An 18,045-nucleotide genomic window follows, 5' to 3' on the forward strand; every position below is an offset into this window, starting at 1 on the left:
GCCGCACGCACCGAGGACCCGGACGTCCGGGAGCTCGCCGACCTGGTCGCCCGGGCGGGCGCGATGCGCTAGAAGGTCGTGAAGGGCGCGGGGCGCGCGGCCGCCGACTCCACCGGCAGCCGGGTGCCCCGCTCCGCGGCGACGTGGATCGTCTCCATCGTGTCGAGCACGTGCAGGGCCAGCGCCTCGGACGCCCGGTGGTCGCGGCCGGCCTCGATGGCGGCGACCATCTCGGCGACGCCGATGCCGCGCGAGTCCGCCGACCACGGTGTCCGCAGCGGCTCCTCCCGCCAGCCGGCGTCGTCGCGGCCGCGTACCAGGACCGGTCCGCCGAAGTGGTTCGGGTCGTCGAGCACGACCGTGCCGGTGCTGCCGTAGATCTCGATGCCGTGCGGGATCGTCGAGGCGGGCACGTCGAAGCTGAACACGGCGGTGACCGTGGCGCCGCCGGCGAACTCCAGCACGGCGTTGACGTGGGTGGGCACCTCGACCGGGATGGCCCGGCCCTGCGGGGTGTGCCGGACGGGGAAGCCCCGGGTCGCGACCGCGCTGACCGCGGCCACCGGCCCGAGCAGGTTGACCAGCGCGGTCAGGTAGTAGGGGCCCATGTCGAACAGCGGGCCGCCGCCGGCCTGGTAGTAGAAGTCCGGCTGCGGGTGCCAGCGCTCGTGGCCGGGGGAGAGCATGAACACCGCGCCCGACAGGGGTGTGCCGATCGCGCCCTCGTCCAGCAGGGCGCGGACCGTCTGGACGCCGGCGCCGAGGAACGTGTCCGGCGCGCTGCCGACGCGTACCCCCGCCTGGTCCGCCGCGGTCAGCAACCGGCGGCCCGCCGCGGCCGTCAACGCCAGGGGCTTCTCGCCGTACACGTGCTTGCCCGCGCTGATCGCGGCCAGGCCCACCTCGACGTGGGCGGCGGGAATGGTGAGGTTGACCACAAGCTCGACGTCGGGATCGGCCAGCAGGTCCTCGACGCTGCCCGCCGCCGGCACGCCGAACCGCTCGGCGCTCGCCTTGGCCCGCTCCACGTCCAGATCCGCGCAGCGTACGACCTGGGTCTGGGGCAGTTGGGTCAGGTTCTTGAAGTAGATTCCGCTGATCTTGCCGCACCCGACCACGCCGATCCGCATGGCGGGATGCTAGCGCGCCTACCCTTTGACGTATGACTGAGCATTTCGATCTCGTCGTTCTCGGCGCGGGCCCGGGCGGCTACACCGCCGCGGTCCGTGGCGCCCAACTCGGCCTGCGGACCGCGGTCGTGGAGGAGCGTTACTGGGGCGGCGTCTGTCTCAACGTGGGCTGCATCCCCTCGAAGGCGCTGCTGCGCAACGCGGAGCTCAACCACATCTTCACCAACGAGGCCAAGACCTTCGGCATCAACGTCACCGGCGAGGTGACCTTCGACTACGGCGCGGCGTTCACCCGCAGTCGGAAGGTCGCCGACGGGCGGGTCCGCGGCGTGCACTACCTGATGAAGAAGAACGACATCACGGAGATCGACGGCCGGGGTACGTTCGTCGACGCGCACACCATCGCCGTGGGCGACCGGACCGTGACGTTCGACAACTGCATCATCGCGACCGGCGCCTCGACCCGGCTGATCCCGGGCACGTCGCTGTCCGACAACGTCGTGACGTACGAGGAGCAGATCCTCAGTTCTTCGCTCCCGTCCTCGATCGTCATCGCGGGCGCGGGTGCGATCGGGGTCGAGTTCGCGTACGTGCTGCACAACTACGGCGTCAAGGTCACGATCGTCGAGTTCCTCGACCGCATGCTGCCGCTGGAGGACGCCGAGGTGTCGGCGGAGCTGCTCAAGCGCTACAAGCGGCTGGGCATCGAGGTGCTGGTCTCGACGAAGGTCGAGTCCGTGGTCGACTCCGGCTCCGGCGTGTCGGTGACCGTGTCGCGCGACGGGCAGGAGCGGGTGATCGAGGCCGACAAGCTGATGCAGGCGATCGGATTCCAGCCCAACGTGACCGGTTACGGCCTGGAGAACACCGGCGTGTCGCTGACCCCGCGTGGGGCGATCGACGTCGACGGGCGGGGGCGCACCGACGTCTCCGGCATCTACGCGATCGGCGACGTGACCGCGAAGCTGATGCTCGCGCACGCCGCCGAGAGCATGGGGATCGTGGCCGCCGAGACGATCGCGGGCGCCGAGACCATGGAGCTCGACTTCGTGATGATCCCGCGGGCCACGTTCTGCCAGCCGCAGGTGGCCAGCTTCGGGTGGACCGAGGAGCAGGCCCGGGAGAAGGGCTTCGACGTACGCGTCGCGAAGTTCCCGTTCACCGCCAACGGGAAGTCGAACGGGCTCGGTGACACGGTCGGGTTCGTGAAGATCCTGTCGGACGCTCGATACGGGGAGCTGCTGGGCGCGCACCTGATCGGGCCCGAGGTGACCGAGCTGCTGCCGGAGCTGACGCTGGCGCAGCAGTGGGATCTGACCGTGCACGAGGTGGGGCGCAACGTGCACGCGCACCCGACGCTGAGCGAGGCGGTGAAGGAGGCCATCCACGGGTTGGCGGGTCACATGATCAACATGTGATGTGGTTTCGCGCGACTCGCCGGGCGGCTGTTGACGCAGCGTCGCTCGGCGACTCCAATGCGAGGAGCGTCAATGTCGTCGCTCTTGGGGAGGGGTCGCGATGCGTCCACGCGTGGCTGTCGCCGTTGTCGTCGGTCTGGTGTTGTCGCTGGTGGGCGCGCCGGCGTTCGCCGACCACACGCCCGTGCCCACCCAGGTGACGCTGGTCGGGTCGCTGCAGTCGGAACTCGGTTGCCCCGGTGACTGGCAGCCGGAGTGCGCGGCCACCGCGCTGGCTCCGGTTCCCGGGTCGCCGGGGCTGTTCCGGGCCTCGTTCGCGGTGCCCTCGGGGGCTTGGGAATACAAGGTCGCCCTGGGCGGGTCCTGGGACGAGAACTACGGGGCCGGTGGCGCGCCCGGTGGGGCCAACATCGCGTTGACCGCGCCCGGTGGGGTGGTGACGTTCACCTACGACCACGCGACGCACCGGATCGTCGACGACGCGCCGCGGGCGCTGGGTGCCGAGTCGGCGGCGCACTGGCTTCGGCGCGGCGTGATCGCCTGGCAGCCGCCGCCGAGCGCGGTGCGCTTCGCGCTCTATTCGGCGCCGTCGGGCGGGATGTCCGTGGTCGACGGCGCGGTGGTCGGTGGTTCCGCTCATCCCTTGGGGACACGCGCGGCCGGGTTGCCTTCTGACGTCCAGCGGGACTACCCCCACCTGGCCGGCTTCCGCGCCCTGACCGTGCCCTCGTCGGTGCCGGTTTCGGACGTCCTGACCGGCCAACTCGCGGTGGCCGCGTTCGAGGCGGCCGGGGCCCTGGTCGACGCGACCGGCGTGCAGATCCCGGGCGTGCTCGACGATGTATATGGCGGGGCCGCGCGGCGGACCTTGGGCGTGACGTGGTCCCGGCACGGTGTGCCGTCGTTCGCGCTGTGGGCGCCGACGGCGCTCTCCGTCTCCCTGCTCGTCGACGGTGTGGCGCCGGTTTCCCTGCGCCGTGACCGCGACGGGGTCTGGACGGCGGCGGGTTCGCGGTCCTGGCAGGGGCGGTCCTACGTCTACTCGGTGCGGGTCTTCGCGCCCACCACCGGTCGGGTGGAGACCAACACGGTCACCGACCCCTACTCGGTGGCGCTGACCGCCGACTCGACCCGCTCCGTGCTGGCGTCGCTGTCGGATCCGGCGCTGGCGCCGGCGGGGTGGCGGCAACTGCGGAAGCCGGCGCTCGCCGCTCCCCACGTCTACGAGTTGCACGTGCGGGACTTCTCGATCAGCGATTCGTCCGTGCCCGCGGCCCACCGGGGGACCTATGCCGCGTTCACCGACCGGTCCAGCGCCGGCATGCGGCACCTGCGGTCGCTGTCCTCGGCCGGCGTGACGCACCTGCATTTGCTGCCGGTGTTCGACTTCGCGACGGTGCCGGAGCGGCGGGCCGACCAGCAGGTGCCCGGCTGCGACCTGGCGGCGCTGCCGCCGGCGTCCGAGGAGCAGCAGGCGTGCGTCGAGCCGGTCCGGCCGACCGACGGCTTCAACTGGGGCTACGACCCGTGGCACTACACGACGCCGGAGGGCTCCTACGCGGTCGACCCGGTGGGCGCGGCGCGTACCCGCGAGTTCCGGTCGATGGTGGCCGGCGTCAACGGCGCGGGCCTGCGGGTGGTGATGGACGTCGTCTACAACCACACGACGGCGTCGGGCCAGGCGGCCAAGTCGGTGCTGGACCGGATCGTGCCGGGCTACTACCACCGGCTGAGCCTGACCGGGCAGGTGGAGACGTCGACGTGCTGCGCCAACACGGCGACCGAGCACCGCATGATGGAGAAGCTGATGGTCGACTCGGTGGTCACGTGGGCACGTGACTACAAGGTCGACGGTTTCCGCTTCGACCTGATGGGCCACCACTCGAAGGCCAACATGCTGGCCGTCCGGCACGCTCTGGACCGCCTGACCCCGGCCCGCGACGGTGTCGACGGCCGGTCGATCCTGCTCTACGGCGAGGGCTGGAACTTCGGCGAGGTGGCCGACGACGCCCGCTTCGTCCAGGCGACGCAGGCCAACATGGCCGGCACGGGCATCGCGACGTTCTCGGACCGCCTCCGCGACGCGGTCCGCGGCGGCGGCCCGTTCGACGCGAACCCGCGCCTGCAGGGCTTCGGCTCGGGCCTGCTCACGGACCCGAACGGCGACCCGGTCAACGGCACGGCCGCCGAACAGCAGGCCCGGTTGCTGCTGGCCCAGGACCAGATCAAGGTAGGCCTGGCCGGCAACCTGCGGTCGTACCGCTTCGAGTCCCGCACCGGCGCGCTGGTGACGGGCGCGGAGGTGGACTACAACGGCCAGCCGGCGGGCTACGCGGCATCACCCGCGGACACGGTGACCTATGTGGACGCCCACGACAACGAAACACTCTTCGACAACCTGCAATACAAACTGCCGGCGTCACTGCCGATGCCGGACCGCGTCCGGATGAACACCCTGTCGCTGGCCACGACCACCCTGTCGCAAGGCGTGGGCTTCTGGCACGCGGGCACGGATTTGCTGCGCTCGAAGTCGTTGGACCGCAACTCGTACGACTCAGGCGACTGGTTCAACCGCATCGACTGGACGGGCACGACGTCGACGTGGGGCTCGGGCCTACCACCCCGCGCGGACAACGAGGCGAAATGGCCGTACATGCGGCCACTGCTCGCGGACCCTGCCTTGAAGCCGGCCCCGTCCGACATCCGCGCGGCCGCGGCGGGTTCGGCGGAGTTCCTCCGGATCGCCCGCTCGTCACCGCTGTTCGCCCTACCGTCGGCGCCGGAGATCCAACGCCGGGTGGGGTTCCCGCTGGGCGGCCCGACCCAGACGCCGGGCGTCATCGTCATGACGCTGGACGACACGAGGGGCAGGGACCTGGACGACCGCTGGGAACGCCTGGTGGTCATCTTCAACGCGACACCGACAACGACGACCCAATCCGTTCCCGGCGCGGCGGGCCGCTCCTATGCCCTACACCCGGTGCAGGCGACGGGCAGCGACCCGGTGGTCAAAACCGCCCGCCACACCGGCGGGGGCACCTTCACGGTCCCACCGCGCACGGTTGCGGTCTTCGTGTCTTGATGTCGGGGAGGTAGACAGGCGGGCCGCCGACGCGGCGCCCATGGTTGCGGGCCGCTGACGCGGCGCCCATGGTTGCGGGCCGCTGACGCGGCGTCCACGGTGGCGGGCCGACGTGCGCGCCTGCGGGACCGAGCCGCGCGGCCCGCGGCCGTCCGAGCGGCGGCGGGTAGGCGGTGCGGGTGGTCCGCTCGGCTGTGGGCCGATCTCCGGCTGCGTTCGGCGCGCGGGTTAGCGTCCGGCTCGCGGGGTGGCGTCCGGTATACGGGGAAGCCGGCAGGCCCGGGCGCGGTCTGGCGCGCCGGGGCTTCCGGCCCCTGGGAGCCGGTGTTCAACCCAGGGAGGCTGTCGGGCTCGCGGGCGCTGGCGTCCGGCGGTTGGGAGCCTGTTCGGCTAGGAGATCGCCCGGCTTGCCGGCGCTGGCTTGCCGATCGGTGCGCCTTGCGCATGGATCGCTTGGCTGGCGGGCCGATCCGTCGGGCCCGCTTGTTTGGTGGGGCCGTCCGCTTGCGTCCGGCCGTGCGGCTGCGTCCGGCCGTGCGGCTGCGTTTGGCCGTGCGGCTGCGCCTGGCAGGGCGGCTGGGTCCCTTCGGGTCCGCTGGCTGCAGGCCGGCGTATTGGCTGGGTTGCCTGGTTCGGGGCGGACGGTGGGGCATCCACGTCGTACCGTCGCGTGGGTGATCGAAGCCGAGTTTTTCAATCTGACAGACCGGTTGGCGGCGGCCTGGACCACCGGTCGCCCGCGCGACGCTGCCGCCTGCTTCACCGAGGACGCCATCTACCTCGAGCCGCCGGACCGGCAACGCTACGTCGGCCGTGCCGAGATCTACGAGCTGTCCGGTGGCGACGACCCGCCGCCCATGGCGATGACCATCCACCACGCGGCCTTCAACGTTGCGAACCAGGCGGGCTTCGTCGAGTACACGTTTCGCGGGCGCCGTCAGTATCACGGCATCGCGTTCGTTGGCGTGCGTGACGGTTTGATCCAGCGATGGCGGGAGTACCAGTACGTCGCGGAAGAAGACTGGCCCGAGTTCATCGGCGAGTCCGCCGGCCCAGGCGGGTGACCGCGCGTTTGTTCGTGCATGGTTTTGGTGGCGTTGGGTTCGGGTGAACCCGGGGCGGTGGCGCACCGCCTAGCGTGGCGGGCATGCGTGTGCGGCGGTTCGTGGCCGCGGGGCTCGTGGCCCTCGCGGTGGGTGGCATCGGGGTGGGGCAGCCGGCCGAGGCCGGCGAGGGCAGCACCCAGATCAAGGTTATGACGCTCAACGTCTTCTACGGCGGCGACGAGATCGACCTCGCCACCGGGGACTTCTGTGCCGAACCCGATGCCTGCACCGAGACCCTCGCGCAGGTCGGGCGGGTCATTCAGAGCGCCGGCGCCGACATCGTCGGCATTCAGGAGCCCGAGCGGAACACCTCGCGGATCGCGCGGACGCTCGGTTGGTACGCCAGTGATCGTGCGCATGTCATGTCCCGGTTTCCGATCATCGATCCGCCGGGTAGCAACGGGCTCTACGTCTTCGTCGAGATTTCGCCCGGGCGGGTCGTCGCCGTCGCCAACACGCATCTGCCGTCCGATCCCTACGGGCCTTATCTCGTACGGGACGGTGGCAGCCGCGCCGACGTCGTCGAGCTGGAGCGTGACACCCGGCTTGCCGCCGCCAGGGACGCCGTCGCGCCTCTGCCGGGGCTGGCCGCCAAGGGCATTCCCGTCTTCCTCACCGGCGACTTCAACAGTCCCTCGCACCTCGACTGGACCCCGGCCGTCGCCAAGGCCCGCGATGACGTGCCGTTCGCCGTCGACTGGCCCGCCAGCCGCGCCCTGGCCGATGCCGGGCTCACCGACACCTACCGTGAGGCGCACCCCGATCCCGTCAAGGATCCCGGCTTCACCTGGACACCGGGCGGCCCCGAGGCGGATCCCCAAGAGGTCCACGACCGGATCGACTGGGTGCTGCGCGCCGCCCGGACGGACCGTCGCCAGCCGTGTCGTCGGTGAGCGCGACGTCGACCCGTATCCGACCGACCATCGCGGTGTCGTCTCCACTGTGGACACGAAGCCAACCGTGCCGCCGAGGCTCACCGCCGTGGCCGAGCGCAGCGTCGACATCGGCGACCCGATCGGGGTGACCTACCGCGGCACGGACGCCGTCACGTTGCGCGACCCCGACGGGCGGGTCGTCGCGACGCGAGCCACGCCACACCGGGACGGCACGCTGCGGTTCGCCACCGACCGGCTGCGGCGCGGGCGCTACACCGTCAACGGCAACCCCGTCTGGCTCTATCCCCGCGACGAGCCGGCGCGGGTGGCGACCACGAAGGCCACCTACCGCGCCGGCCAGCCGATCAGCGTCGACTTCACCAACGCGCCCGGCATGGGGCTCGACTGGATCTCGATCTACCGGCAGGGCGACGGGAACGACGCCTACCTCGTGTACGCGTACACCGGAAGCCGGATCGAAGGTCGCCTGACCATCGGCCCGGACGGCATCGGTGAGTGGCCGCTGCCGCCCGGCCGGTACGTGGCGCGCCTGCTCCCCGACGACGGTCTCCGCTCGGTGGCCGAGTCGAAGCCCTTCACCGTAAGCCAAGAGCCGAGTTAGGCGCCGACCCGGAACGTCGCGTCCTGGCGGTCGGCCACACTCGACGATGCGCTCAGCACGTCGATCCTCAATAGATAGTTGACGTGCCGCAGGTAGCGCGTCGGGACGTTGTAGGACCGGAACGACGACCACGCACCGTCCGCCAGGCCCGCGGTGCGGTAGAACGTGGCGTCACCCCGGAACGCCGCCGTGTTGTCGTTGGGGTCCAGCCGCATCTCGTAGTTCCAGTGCCGCAGGAAGTTGCCCGGATAGTTGACCGACTCGAACGAGACGCCCGCCGCGTCGGCCAGGCCCGGCACCAGCCGCCACATCTGGTCCTGGAAAGGATCGAACGGGTACGCGTCGAGCCGGCCGATCCGGTTGGCGTGCCGGACGTACCGGTCGGGGAAGTTCGACGACTTGAGCCGCACCCAGTTCGGCAGGCCCCAGCGGGACACGACGCCCGCGTACTCCGTCGACGAGATGCCCACGATGGACCCGTGCTTGGCGTTGAGCGGCGGCGTGTAGTCGCGCTGGTTCATCACCGACCACGACCCGCCGCCGATGTTCGATGTGGACCAGGCGTAGTAGTCGTTGTTCACCGGCCCGAACGAGTCGCCCCACAGCCGCCACCCGTCGTCGTTGCCCTTCAGCAGCAGCGGCGCCTCGATCGCGGTGCCCTGCCGCAGCCCGCCCGTGTAGGTGCTGAAGCTGTTCGGTGCGCCCGACGACGACCGGGCCCCGTACAGCAGCCCGTCGCCCAAGTTCTTGTAGTAGAGATAGGTCGTCCCGCCGTCGACGACGATGTCGCCGTCCAGCACGTTGAAGCCCGGGTTGAAGAAGACCTGGGGCGAGGTCACGGTGCGGAAGTCCGATGTGTAATTGACCATGAACAGGTCCCGGCCGCCGTTGACCGCGGAGTAGACGATCCCGTACTGGCTCCGCGACGCGTCCCAGAACACCGTCGGCGCCCACGTGTGCGTGGCCAGCGTGTGCATCTGGATCCGCCGGTACCCCGTGAACGAGGTCAGGTTCGTCGAGTCCCACACGTGCAGGAACTGGTTGTTCTGCCCGAAGTTGGTGCCGTAGAGGTCGGTCGCCACGACCACGAACGTGCCGTCGTTCTTCCGGAAGACGAACGGGTCGCGCAGCCCCCGTGTCCCGGCCGTCGGCGTGACCACCGGGTTGTTCTGGTTGAGCGGCGTCCAGTTCCAGCCGTCCTGGCTGACCGCCAGGTGCAGGCCGTAGTCGGCGCCCGTCATCTGCGGCGACTCGGTGAAATAGGCCATCAGGTACGCGGTGTTGGCCGCGAACGCGGCGCGCGGCAGGCCCATCGCGCCGGCCACGGCGGACAGCGCGCCGGCGGTGAAGGCTCGTCGGGTCAGGGACATGAGATCACCAGTCCTTCGGACGTGTGAGCGCTAACATCACCACGTCCGCGGCAACAGTCAGCGCATGCACGAGGGAGCCGACGTGTCCTCACGCTCCGCCCGGTGAGCGCTCACATCGACAACCGCAGATTGCCAGATCCCGGCGACTTCTTCAATACGCCGGGCTCGCGACAAGCCCACAGGCAGAGATCAACCCAGGTCCACGGGCCCGTAGCGGGTCCGGTCGGCGCCGGTCGCGAGCGCCCAGTAGCGGTCGCCGAACGACCAGTGCCACCACTCCGTCGGGTAGTTCACGAACCCCGCCGACCGCAGGGCCGCACCGAGCACGAAGCGGTTCCGCCGCGCCGGCGGCGGGATGTGGGCCGCCGCCGTGAAGCACGCGTTCCCGCTGGCAACAGGAGAGTCGTTGACCGCCGTACCCATGTCGATCTCCTGCCCGTCCGGGCCCGCCAGCGTCAGGTCGACCGTGCCGCCCGTGCTGTGCGGCGCGACCGCCGGCGGCGACACGTACTTGCTGGCCTCGACGAACACCCGCTCGGCGGGCCAGGACGGGTAGCGCGACCGCAACTCGTCCTGGTAGTCCGCGAAGTACGACGCCTGCAGGCGCAGCGGCCGGTACGCCTCGACGACCAGCAGCCGCAGCCCGCGGGGCAGGGCCCGCTGCGCGGTCAGCAGCCGCTCGACCGCGCCCTCCCGGAGCCGCGCGAAGGCACCCGCCGGGTCCGCGAGCCGGCCGTCGACTGCCAACCCGTCGACCGTGCGCAGGTCGACCAGCGCCTCGCCGTTGTCGCCGAGCGGCACGGCGGCCACGCGGGGGTCGGAGATCAGGATCACGGCAACGCTCCAGCGGGTTCGGTGGCGCGTCGCCGCGCCACAGCGGGGAGGTCGAAGAGCCAACGCGCACCGACCCTGGTCAGTCCACGATGGATCATCAGGCACAGCACGACCACCAGCGCGGTCAGCATCGGCGGGTAGACGAGCGCGACGAGCAGTTGGGCGCCGCCGCCCAGCGCGGACAGCGGCTCGTGCAGCAGCCGGTGCAGCACGGCCAGCACCGGCATGTGGATCACGTAGATCGGCAGCGTGACGCGGCCCAGCCGGACCAGCCGGTCGCTGATCCGGGGCCGGCGGGTCAGCCGGGCCGCGGCGGTGACGCCGAACATCACCGCCACCACCGACACCACGAGCCACACACCGAACCACTCCTCGGCGCCGAGCGCGGCCATCAGGACCAGGACGACGACGTACGCCGCCGCGGCCAGCACCAGCCGGCGCCGGGTCGCGCCGGCGGCGAGCCGCTCGACCCGGGGCCGGAACCAGAGACCGGCGAGGAAGAACACGAGGTTCTGGTAGAAGCCGCCGCGGTCGCCCGGGGTCGACACCCAGCCGGCCGCCGCGACCGCCGACAGCACGGCGGCGGGCACGAGCACCGCCGCCGGTGGCGCCCGACGCACGGCCTTGGCCACCACGAAGTAGATCGCCAGGGCGTACAGGTACCAGAGGTTCGACGGGGTGATCGTGAGCTGCGCGAGGAAGTCGAGCGGCGACGTCGCCCGCTCGGTGGGCAGGTCGGGCGCCACGGGCAGGATCGCCGTGTGGATCACCAGCCAGACCGTGTAGAGGTAGAGGAACTTCGCGATCCGGCTACGCGCGACCTCCCGCCACGGCCGGCGCACGGCGTTGGCCGCGAACAGGCCCGAGATGGTGAAGAACAGCGGCATCCGCAGCGGCAGGAACTGCTCGCCCAGCGTGCCCCAGAACCCCGGCAGCGGCAGGCCGATGTGCCAGTCGACCAGCAGGTAGTCCTTGACGATCACGTGCCAGGACACGACCAGGACGATGCAGACGCCCTTGGCGACGTCGGCCCACTCCACCCGGGCCGTGGCGGGCGCCGCGAGCGAGGCCGAGCGCCACAGGGAGGTGCCCCCGGCGCGGCCGGCGAGCTCCGGGATCGGTGAGGTCGCGTACACAAGGAAAGAACCTGGCAGGCTCATGTCCGCGACCCATCCCTGAAATGTCACGAGCCGGTAATGCCACCCCGTGACCCCCGCCACATCGACCGTCCGGAGGACCCGGGGACGTGTCGCATCGATCGCCGGCTGTGGCACCCTGGTCACACCTATGGCGCAGCTACCCGGTGGTGTGCGGATCAAGGACGTGGCGGCGGCGGCCGGCGTGTCCGTCGGCACCGTGTCCAATGTGCTCAACCGGCCGCACACGGTCTCCCTGCCGACCCGCCGGCGGGTCACGGCCACGATCACCCGGCTCGGCTTCGTGCGCAGCGAGTCGGCCCGGACGCTGCGGGCGGGCTCCAGCCGGACCGTCGCGATGCTCGTGCTCGACGTGGCCAACCCCTATCTGACCGATGTCGTACGGGGGGTCGAGGACGCCGTCGCCGAGGCCGGGTTCGCGGTCATGCTGGCCGGTAGCGGCGGGCTGCTCGGCCGCGAGCAGCGCTACCTGGAGATGTTCCAGCAGCAGCGGGTACGCGGCCTGCTGTGGAACCCCACCAACCTCGCGACGCCCGTGACGGAGGCGTTCGACCGGCTCGGCATCCCCGTCGTCTTCCTCGACCGGCACCGCGAGCGCACCCACTCCAACGTCGCGGTCGACGACGTCGCCGGTGGCCGGATCGCCGCCGAGCACCTCCTGGAGCGCGGGCACCGGCGGATCGCGGTCGTCGGCGGCCCGGCCACGCTCGCGCAGATCGAGGACCGCCGGGACGGCGCGTACGAGGCGATCCGCCGGATCTCCGACGCGGCCACCAGCTTCCTCACCGTCCCCACGCCCGACCTCACGCTGCGCTCGGGCCGGGGAGCCGCCGACCTCCTGCTGGAGATGCACCCGGCGAGCCGGCCGACGGGCGTGTTCGCCGCCAACGACCTGGTCGCGATCGGCCTGCTGCAGGGGCTGCTGGCGCACGGCGTACGCGTGCCCGACGAGATGGCCATCGTCGGCTTCGACGACATGGAGTTCGCCGCCGCGGCGGCGGTGCCGCTGACCTCCGTGCGCGCACCCCGCGCGGACCTCGGCCGGCACGCGGCCCGGCTGCTGCTGGAGGAGATCGCGGCGCGGGAGGACGGCGGCACCCCGCAACCCCGGCACCTCCGCTTCGAACCGGACCTCGTGCCGCGCGCCTCGACCGCGTCCCGCGCCGTAGAATCCCGCGGGTGATTTCCCGCGCGCACGTCGCCGAGGTGGTCGCGGGCTACCTGGCGCAGCACCCGGCCGAGGCCGACCGCCTGGCCCCGCTGACGCGGGCGCTGGTCGCCGGCGCCGACGTCGTCTCGCGAACGAGCTTCGTGCCCGGCCACGTGACGGCCTCCGCGGTGGTGCTCGACCCGGCCGGCCGGATGCTGCACGTCAAGCACAACGTCTTCAACCGGTGGCTGCAGCCCGGCGGCCACCTCGAGCCCGGCGACGGCACGTTGCTCGCCGCCGCGCGGCGCGAGGTCGAGGAGGAGACCGGCATCCCGGCGGCGCTGCTGACGCTGGCCGACGAGGTGCCGTGCGACATCGGCGTGCACGCGATCGCCGCCAACCCGGCCCGCGGCGAGGACGCCCACCACCACTTCGACGTGCGCTACCGGTTCACGACGGTGGCGGACCCGGACACCCGCGTCCAGGCCGACGAGGTGCACGGCATCGCCTGGCTGCCGGCCGCCGAGGTCGACCTGGAGTTCCGCGACAAGGTCCGGGCCTGGGTGTCGGCATGACCGTCGACTGGGGACGGTTGATAGTCAGTCAGCTCGAGTTCTACTGGGACAACCACCTCCGGCCGCGACTCGACGACCTGACCGACGACGAGTACGCGTGGGAGCCCGTGGCCGGCTGCTGGGGCGTGCGCCGCGGCACCGACGGTCGGCACCGCGCCGACGGCCCGTGGCCCGAGCCGGGCGCGCCGCCGCCGGTCACCACGATCGCCTGGCGGATGGCGCACATCGCCGTCAACATGCACACCCGGGTCAGCACGTTCGTCGACGGGAACGACGGCGACATGTTCGACCCCCGGCACGTCCCGGCCGACCTGCCCGGCACGGCCGCGGCGGCGCTCGCCTTCCTCGACGACGCGTATGGCCGCTGGCACACGGCGATCGCCGCCCTGGACGCCGAGGGCCTGGCCCGCCCGCTCGGCCCGCGTGGCGCGTACTTCGCCGACGACCCGATGGCCGGCCTGATCGCGCACGTCAACCGCGAGATCATGCACCACGGCGGCGAGATCGGCGTCCTGCGCGACCTCTACCGCGCGGGGATGCGATAGGCCGGCCGTGCCGCTCGGACGGGCCCGCGCAGCAGCGCGCCGCGGGGCACCAGCAGGACCGTGGCGACGGTCGTCGCGCCGGCCAGCGCCACCGCCCAGCGCGGGGCCGTCAGCGCGGCGACGCCGCCGAACACCGCCGGGCCGACGCCCTGCAGGGTCATCAGGCCGGTCGAGAGCAGGCCGAACGCCTGACCGCGGCCGATCTCCGGCACCGCCTCCACGAACGCCCGCTGCAGGCCCAGCGAGTAGGCGAACCCGGCCCCGCTGACCACCATCAGGGCCACGCAGACGACCAGCGGCGGGTCGAACGCGAAACCGATCGGTGGCACGCCCAGCAGCAGCACGAGCGGTGCGACGAGTCGGGTACGGGTGTCCGGCGGCACGAGCCGGCCGATCACGAGCTGGCCGAGCACCATGCCGAGCGGCGAGCCGGCCATCAGCACCCCGACGGTGGAGACGGGGAAGCCCCGGGTCGACGCGTACGCCACCATCAGCGCCTCCGCGCCGACCACGAACGCGGACGGCAGCCACTGCAGCAGCAGCAACCGCCGCACCCAGGGATCGGCCAGCAGCGCCGCGTTGGTCGACCAGCTCTGCCGCACGGCGCCCCCGCCCCCGGCGGCCGGCGCGGCGGGCAGGTCGGGGAGCCGGAACCGGACCATCAGCGCGGCCAGCAGGTGGACGCCCGCGGTGAGCAGCAGCGCCCGCTGCGCCCCGAGCGCACCGATCGCGACGCCGCCGGCGGCCAGGCCCAGCAGCTGCGCGCCGCCCGAGGCCATGCTGCTCACCGAGCGGCCCAGCACGTACGCGTCGCCGGTCAGCACTTCGGCGACCAACCGGCTGGACGCGCCGTTGAACACCGGCGTCATGACCGCCACCACGCCGACGAGCGCCAGCCGCGCCCAGGTCGGCATCGGCACCAGGGCGAGGGCCAGCGCCGCGGCGCACTCGGCGGCGTAACCGGCCGTGATCAGCGGGCGGGGCCGCAGCCGGTCGGCCAGCGAGCCGAGCACCGCGCCGCCGAGGACCTGCGGCAGGAACCCGATGCCGAACGTGACCGCCGACAGCCACGCCGAGCCGGTCGCGGTGTAGACGAGCACCGAGAGCGCCGCGATGCGCAGCGCGTCGGCGGCGATCGCGATGGACCGGCTGGTGAACAGGACCCGGAAGGCCGGGACCGCGAACACCTCGCGGTAGGTGGCTTGCTCTGTGGTCACCGTCGCATGCTGCGCCGCCCGGCGCCCGGGTGGCCAACGTTACGGGCAGCGCCGTAACGTCGAGGCATGCTCCGCTACCTCGTCGACCAGGCCGACCTGCTGCACAGTCGGTTCGCGCTGTCGCCGAGCTTCGAGCTGGAGAACCTGCTGCGATTCTTCGACGGCACGGACCGGCACGGCCCCCGCACGCCGGGCCCGGCGGCCCGCCTCCGCCCCGTCTTCGCGCACCTCCGGCGCACGGACCCGGCCATGCGGGCCCTGCTCGCGCTGCACCACCCGCACGGCGGTGCCGATTTCGTCGCGCCACCGCCGACCCGGGCGGCGCTGCAGACCATCGACGACGACCTCGAGGTGGTGCGGTCGGTGCCGCTGGCCGTGGCTCGCGCCGAGATCGCGGGATGCCTGGCCGCCCGGCCGGCGACCGACCCGGACGCCCGGGAGATCCTCGCCTCGCCGGACGTCACGGCGCTGCTCGCCGACGGCCTCCGGCGCGCCTGGGACGCCCTGCTCGCCGCCGACTGGCTGCAGCTCCGGGCGATCTGCGAACGCGACATCGTCTACCGCTCGGGCCTGCTGGCCCGGCACGGCTGGGCGGCGGCGCTGGACGGGCTGCATCCGCGGGTGCGCTGGCGCGAAGGCGGCATCGAGGTCACCCGGATCGCCGATCGCGAGGTCGTGGTCGGCGGCCGGGGCATGACGTTCATCCCCTCGGTGTTCATCTGGCCCAGCATCGCCGCGCACTCCGACGACCCGTGGGAGCGCGCCATCATCTACCCGGCGCGTGGGGTCGCCGACTGGTGGGGCGCGCCGGCCTCGCCGCCGTCGGCCGCCCTGGCGGAGCTGATCGGCCGCACCCGGGCCCGGATCCTGGTCGCGCTGCGGGAGCCGGCCAGCACCACGCAACTCGCGCACGCGCTGTCGTTGCCGGTCGGGTCGGCCGGCGACCACCTGCGCGCGCTGCGCCGGGCGGGCCTGCTCGACGCGGCCCGCTCCGGCCGGTCGGTCCTCTACCACCGCACGCCCCTGGGCGACCTGCTGGCGAGCGCGGGGCATGATGGCGGGCTAGACGGCTGAGGCGACCAGCTCGCGCGCCCGTTCCGGTGCCGGGAGGCCCTCCGTGTCGCCCGGTGCCGCCACCACGCCCGCCGCGAACTGGCTGCCCAGCCAGGCCGCGCCGCGGGGGCCGATGCCGGCCAGCCGGGCGGCCAGGTAGGCGCCCGCGAACGCGTCGCCCGCGCCGACCGGGTCGACCACCCGCACCGCCGCGGTCGGCAGGTGCGCCGGGCCGCGGTCCGTCGCGTACCAGCAGCCGTCGGCGCCCGCTTTCAGCACCACCTCGCCGACACCGGCCGCGTGGGCGCGGGCGAACACCTCGGCCGGCTCGTCGGTGCCGAACAGCGTCGGAGCCTCGTCCTGGCCGAGGACCAGATAGGCCGTGTACGGCAGCAGCCCGACCAGCGTCGGGCCCACCGGCCGCAACCCGGGGCGCAGGTTGGGGTCCAGCGCGACCGCGCTGCCGCGCGCGTGGGCCTCGCGGGCCAGCCGCACCACCGCGCGCTCGGGGCCTTCGCCCAGGGCCGCGGTCAGCCCGGAGACGGCGACCAACCGGGGCGCGGCCGCCAGCGCCCGATCGGCGTCGCCTTCGTCCATCGTGGACGCCGCCGAGCCGGCCCGGTAGTAGTGCACCCGGCGCGCCCCGTCGGGCCGTACCTCCTTGAAGTACACGCCCGTCGGGTGGGCGTCGTCGACGGTCACCAGGTCGGTCGTGACGCCGAGGTCCGCGGCGGCGGCGAGCACGCGGCGGCCGAACGGGTCCGCACCCACCTTGCTGCAGAACGCCGCCACGGCACCGGCCCGCGCCGCGGCCGCCAGCAGGTTGAGCTCGGCGCCCGCGACGTGCACGGACGCCGTCTCGCAGGTGTCCAGCGGGGCGCCGCCGGTCGGCTGGATGAGCACCATCGCCTCGCCCAGTCCTACGATGTCGACGGCTGAGGGGGTGGGATCGACCGGTGGAGACATGCGGGTAACCTTGCCATTCCCCGTAGGCGAGACCAAGAGTGAGATGACCGACTTCGAAACGCTGCTGCGCGGCAAACCCCTGATGGCCATCCTGCGCAACGTGCCGGTCGACCGGGCGGTGGCGCTCGCCGAGACGGTGTGGGCGAGCGGCCTCGGCGCCGTCGAGGTGCCTATCCAGACTCCCGACGCCGTCGCGTGCCTGCGCGCCGTCGCCTCCGCCGCGGCCGCGCACGGTGCCGTGGTCGGTGCCGGCACGGTCGTGACCGTCGAGCAGGTCAGCGTGGCCGCGGACGCCGGTGCGGCGTTCACCGTGGCGCCCGGTCTCGACCTCGACGTGGTCGCCGCGAGCGTGGCCGCCGGGCTGCCCCACCTGCCCGGCGTGGCCACCCCGTCCGAGGTGCATCACGCGGTCAAGGCGGGCTGCGGCTGGCTCAAGGCGTTCCCGGCCGGCTCGCTCGGCCCCAACTGGCTCCGCGAGGTCCGCGGGCCGTTCCCGGACGTGCGGTTCGTGGCGACCGGCGGCATCGGCGCCCACAACGCCCGCGACTTCCTGGCGGCGGGCGCCGAGGCGCTCGGCGTGGGCGGGGCGGTCACCCGCGACGGCGGGCTCGACGAGTTGCTCGCGGTGCTCAGGGCGTGACGTCGGTGCCGCTGCGCAGGCGGCGGCCCCAGGTCAGGTAGGCGATCGAGCCGACCGGCTGCACGAAGATCGCCGGCCACCAGAGCGCCTTCGGGCCGCGCACCAGATGCTGTGGGCGGCGGAGCAGGTCGAGCGCGGCCGCGGTGGTGCAGACCACCTCGACGGCGGCCAGCGTCACCACACCGGTGCGGCGGAACGTGCCGAGCCCGGCCCAGAACTCGCGCAACGCGGCGGCCTGGCTCGGGCGGGCGGCGGTGTCGTCGGCCATGCTCCGAACGTACCCCCGCGCCGGCCCGGGATCGGGC

17 protein-coding genes are annotated in these 18,045 nt (G+C 72.7%); 10 read left to right on the forward strand and 7 right to left on the reverse strand.

Going from position 1 to position 18,045, the window contains the following annotated elements; translation table 11 throughout:
• Positions 1–68: 68 nt before the first annotated feature.
• Complete coding sequence (locus Asi02nite_RS36420; protein WP_203718601.1) at positions 69–1,130, reverse strand: Gfo/Idh/MocA family protein; 1,062 nt, start codon at positions 1,128–1,130, stop codon at positions 69–71.
• A 32-nt stretch (positions 1,131–1,162) separates the two neighbouring features.
• Between Asi02nite_RS36420 and lpdA the strand changes: the two genes are divergently transcribed.
• From lpdA to Asi02nite_RS36445, 5 genes are all read left to right on the forward strand, one after another.
• On the forward strand, positions 1,163–2,548 hold the full coding sequence (gene lpdA, locus Asi02nite_RS36425; protein ID WP_203718602.1) for a dihydrolipoyl dehydrogenase: 1,386 nt from the start codon (positions 1,163–1,165) through the stop codon (positions 2,546–2,548).
• A gap of 100 nt (positions 2,549–2,648) precedes the next feature.
• Positions 2,649–5,630, forward strand: coding sequence for a pullulanase-type alpha-1,6-glucosidase (gene pulA, locus Asi02nite_RS36430; protein WP_203718603.1), 2,982 nt, complete (start codon positions 2,649–2,651; stop codon positions 5,628–5,630).
• 674 nt (positions 5,631–6,304) lie between these two features.
• The gene (locus Asi02nite_RS36435; protein ID WP_203718604.1) at positions 6,305–6,694 is read left to right on the forward strand and encodes a nuclear transport factor 2 family protein; all 390 of its coding nucleotides are present in this window, start codon (positions 6,305–6,307) and stop codon (positions 6,692–6,694) included.
• 143 nt (positions 6,695–6,837) lie between these two features.
• Positions 6,838–7,629, forward strand: a complete 792-nt coding sequence (locus Asi02nite_RS36440; protein WP_203718605.1) for an endonuclease/exonuclease/phosphatase family protein — start codon at positions 6,838–6,840, stop codon at positions 7,627–7,629.
• Between the two features lie 49 nt (positions 7,630–7,678).
• On the forward strand, positions 7,679–8,233 hold the full coding sequence (locus Asi02nite_RS36445) for a hypothetical protein (RefSeq protein ID WP_203718606.1): 555 nt from the start codon (positions 7,679–7,681) through the stop codon (positions 8,231–8,233).
• Here Asi02nite_RS36445 and Asi02nite_RS36450 read toward each other — a convergent pair.
• From Asi02nite_RS36450 to Asi02nite_RS36460, 3 genes are all read right to left on the reverse strand, one after another.
• The gene (locus Asi02nite_RS36450) at positions 8,230–9,603 is read right to left on the reverse strand and encodes a glycoside hydrolase family 43 protein (protein WP_203718607.1); all 1,374 of its coding nucleotides are present in this window, start codon (positions 9,601–9,603) and stop codon (positions 8,230–8,232) included. The two genes, Asi02nite_RS36445 and Asi02nite_RS36450, sit on opposite strands and share 4 nt — an antisense overlap.
• Positions 9,604–9,792: 189 nt before the next feature.
• Positions 9,793–10,437 carry a M15 family metallopeptidase gene (locus tag Asi02nite_RS36455; RefSeq protein ID WP_203718608.1) on the reverse strand — a complete coding sequence of 215 codons (645 nt, stop codon included), beginning with the start codon at positions 10,435–10,437 and terminating at the stop codon, positions 9,793–9,795.
• Positions 10,434–11,597 carry an acyltransferase family protein gene (locus Asi02nite_RS36460; protein WP_203718609.1) on the reverse strand — a complete coding sequence of 388 codons (1,164 nt, stop codon included), beginning with the start codon at positions 11,595–11,597 and terminating at the stop codon, positions 10,434–10,436. Before Asi02nite_RS36460 ends, Asi02nite_RS36455 begins: the two co-directional genes overlap by 4 nt.
• A gap of 127 nt (positions 11,598–11,724) precedes the next feature.
• Here Asi02nite_RS36460 and Asi02nite_RS36465 point away from each other — a divergent pair, with 127 nt between their 5' ends.
• Genes Asi02nite_RS36465 through Asi02nite_RS36475 form a run of 3 tightly spaced genes read left to right on the forward strand, consistent with a single transcriptional unit; the run spans position 11,725 to position 13,864 of the window.
• Positions 11,725–12,777 (forward strand): LacI family DNA-binding transcriptional regulator, encoded by a 1,053-nt coding sequence (locus Asi02nite_RS36465; protein ID WP_203718610.1) that lies wholly within the window; start codon positions 11,725–11,727, stop codon positions 12,775–12,777.
• On the forward strand, positions 12,774–13,319 hold the full coding sequence (locus tag Asi02nite_RS36470; protein WP_203718611.1) for an NUDIX hydrolase: 546 nt from the start codon (positions 12,774–12,776) through the stop codon (positions 13,317–13,319). The genes Asi02nite_RS36465 and Asi02nite_RS36470 overlap by 4 nt, the downstream gene beginning before the upstream one ends.
• Positions 13,316–13,864 (forward strand): DinB family protein, encoded by a 549-nt coding sequence (locus tag Asi02nite_RS36475; protein ID WP_203718612.1) that lies wholly within the window; start codon positions 13,316–13,318, stop codon positions 13,862–13,864. Before Asi02nite_RS36470 ends, Asi02nite_RS36475 begins: the two co-directional genes overlap by 4 nt.
• Here Asi02nite_RS36475 and Asi02nite_RS36480 read toward each other — a convergent pair.
• Positions 13,843–15,081 carry an MFS transporter gene (locus tag Asi02nite_RS36480; RefSeq protein WP_203718613.1) on the reverse strand — a complete coding sequence of 413 codons (1,239 nt, stop codon included), beginning with the start codon at positions 15,079–15,081 and terminating at the stop codon, positions 13,843–13,845. The genes Asi02nite_RS36475 and Asi02nite_RS36480 overlap by 22 nt on opposite strands.
• Positions 15,082–15,147: 66 nt before the next feature.
• On the opposite strand from Asi02nite_RS36480, the gene Asi02nite_RS36485 reads away from it, so the two are divergent.
• Positions 15,148–16,155 carry a DUF5937 family protein gene (locus Asi02nite_RS36485; protein WP_203718614.1) on the forward strand — a complete coding sequence of 336 codons (1,008 nt, stop codon included), beginning with the start codon at positions 15,148–15,150 and terminating at the stop codon, positions 16,153–16,155.
• Here Asi02nite_RS36485 and Asi02nite_RS36490 read toward each other — a convergent pair.
• Complete coding sequence (locus Asi02nite_RS36490; protein WP_203718615.1) at positions 16,144–17,100, reverse strand: sugar kinase; 957 nt, start codon at positions 17,098–17,100, stop codon at positions 16,144–16,146. The genes Asi02nite_RS36485 and Asi02nite_RS36490 overlap by 12 nt on opposite strands.
• A gap of 43 nt (positions 17,101–17,143) precedes the next feature.
• Here Asi02nite_RS36490 and Asi02nite_RS36495 point away from each other — a divergent pair, with 43 nt between their 5' ends.
• Positions 17,144–17,740, forward strand: a complete 597-nt coding sequence (locus Asi02nite_RS36495; protein WP_203718616.1) for a bifunctional 4-hydroxy-2-oxoglutarate aldolase/2-dehydro-3-deoxy-phosphogluconate aldolase — start codon at positions 17,144–17,146, stop codon at positions 17,738–17,740.
• Here the strand turns inward: Asi02nite_RS36495 and Asi02nite_RS36500 are convergent.
• Complete coding sequence (locus Asi02nite_RS36500) at positions 17,730–18,008, reverse strand: PLDc N-terminal domain-containing protein (RefSeq protein ID WP_203718617.1); 279 nt, start codon at positions 18,006–18,008, stop codon at positions 17,730–17,732. The genes Asi02nite_RS36495 and Asi02nite_RS36500 overlap by 11 nt on opposite strands.
• Positions 18,009–18,045 lie beyond the last annotated feature (37 nt).

Origin of the sequence: Asanoa siamensis, from assembly GCF_016862555.1 — a bacterium.
In the GTDB taxonomy this organism is placed as follows: Bacteria; Actinomycetota; Actinomycetes; order Mycobacteriales; family Micromonosporaceae; genus Asanoa; species Asanoa siamensis.

Coding starts and splice junctions, on each gene's coding strand:
- Asi02nite_RS36420 (WP_203718601.1), bottom strand. CDS start 1,130: ATGCGGATCGGCGTGGTCGGGTGCGGCAAGATCAGCGGAATCTACTTC.
- lpdA (WP_203718602.1), top strand. CDS start 1,163: ATGACTGAGCATTTCGATCTCGTCGTTCTCGGCGCGGGCCCGGGCGGC.
- pulA (WP_203718603.1), top strand. CDS start 2,649: ATGCGTCCACGCGTGGCTGTCGCCGTTGTCGTCGGTCTGGTGTTGTCG.
- Asi02nite_RS36450 (WP_203718607.1), bottom strand. CDS start 9,603: ATGTCCCTGACCCGACGAGCCTTCACCGCCGGCGCGCTGTCCGCCGTG.
- Asi02nite_RS36460 (WP_203718609.1), bottom strand. CDS start 11,597: ATGAGCCTGCCAGGTTCTTTCCTTGTGTACGCGACCTCACCGATCCCG.
- Asi02nite_RS36465 (WP_203718610.1), top strand. CDS start 11,725: ATGGCGCAGCTACCCGGTGGTGTGCGGATCAAGGACGTGGCGGCGGCG.
- Asi02nite_RS36475 (WP_203718612.1), top strand. CDS start 13,316: ATGACCGTCGACTGGGGACGGTTGATAGTCAGTCAGCTCGAGTTCTAC.
- Asi02nite_RS36485 (WP_203718614.1), top strand. CDS start 15,148: ATGCTCCGCTACCTCGTCGACCAGGCCGACCTGCTGCACAGTCGGTTC.
- Asi02nite_RS36490 (WP_203718615.1), bottom strand. CDS start 17,100: ATGTCTCCACCGGTCGATCCCACCCCCTCAGCCGTCGACATCGTAGGA.
- Asi02nite_RS36495 (WP_203718616.1), top strand. CDS start 17,144: ATGACCGACTTCGAAACGCTGCTGCGCGGCAAACCCCTGATGGCCATC.
- Asi02nite_RS36500 (WP_203718617.1), bottom strand. CDS start 18,008: ATGGCCGACGACACCGCCGCCCGCCCGAGCCAGGCCGCCGCGTTGCGC.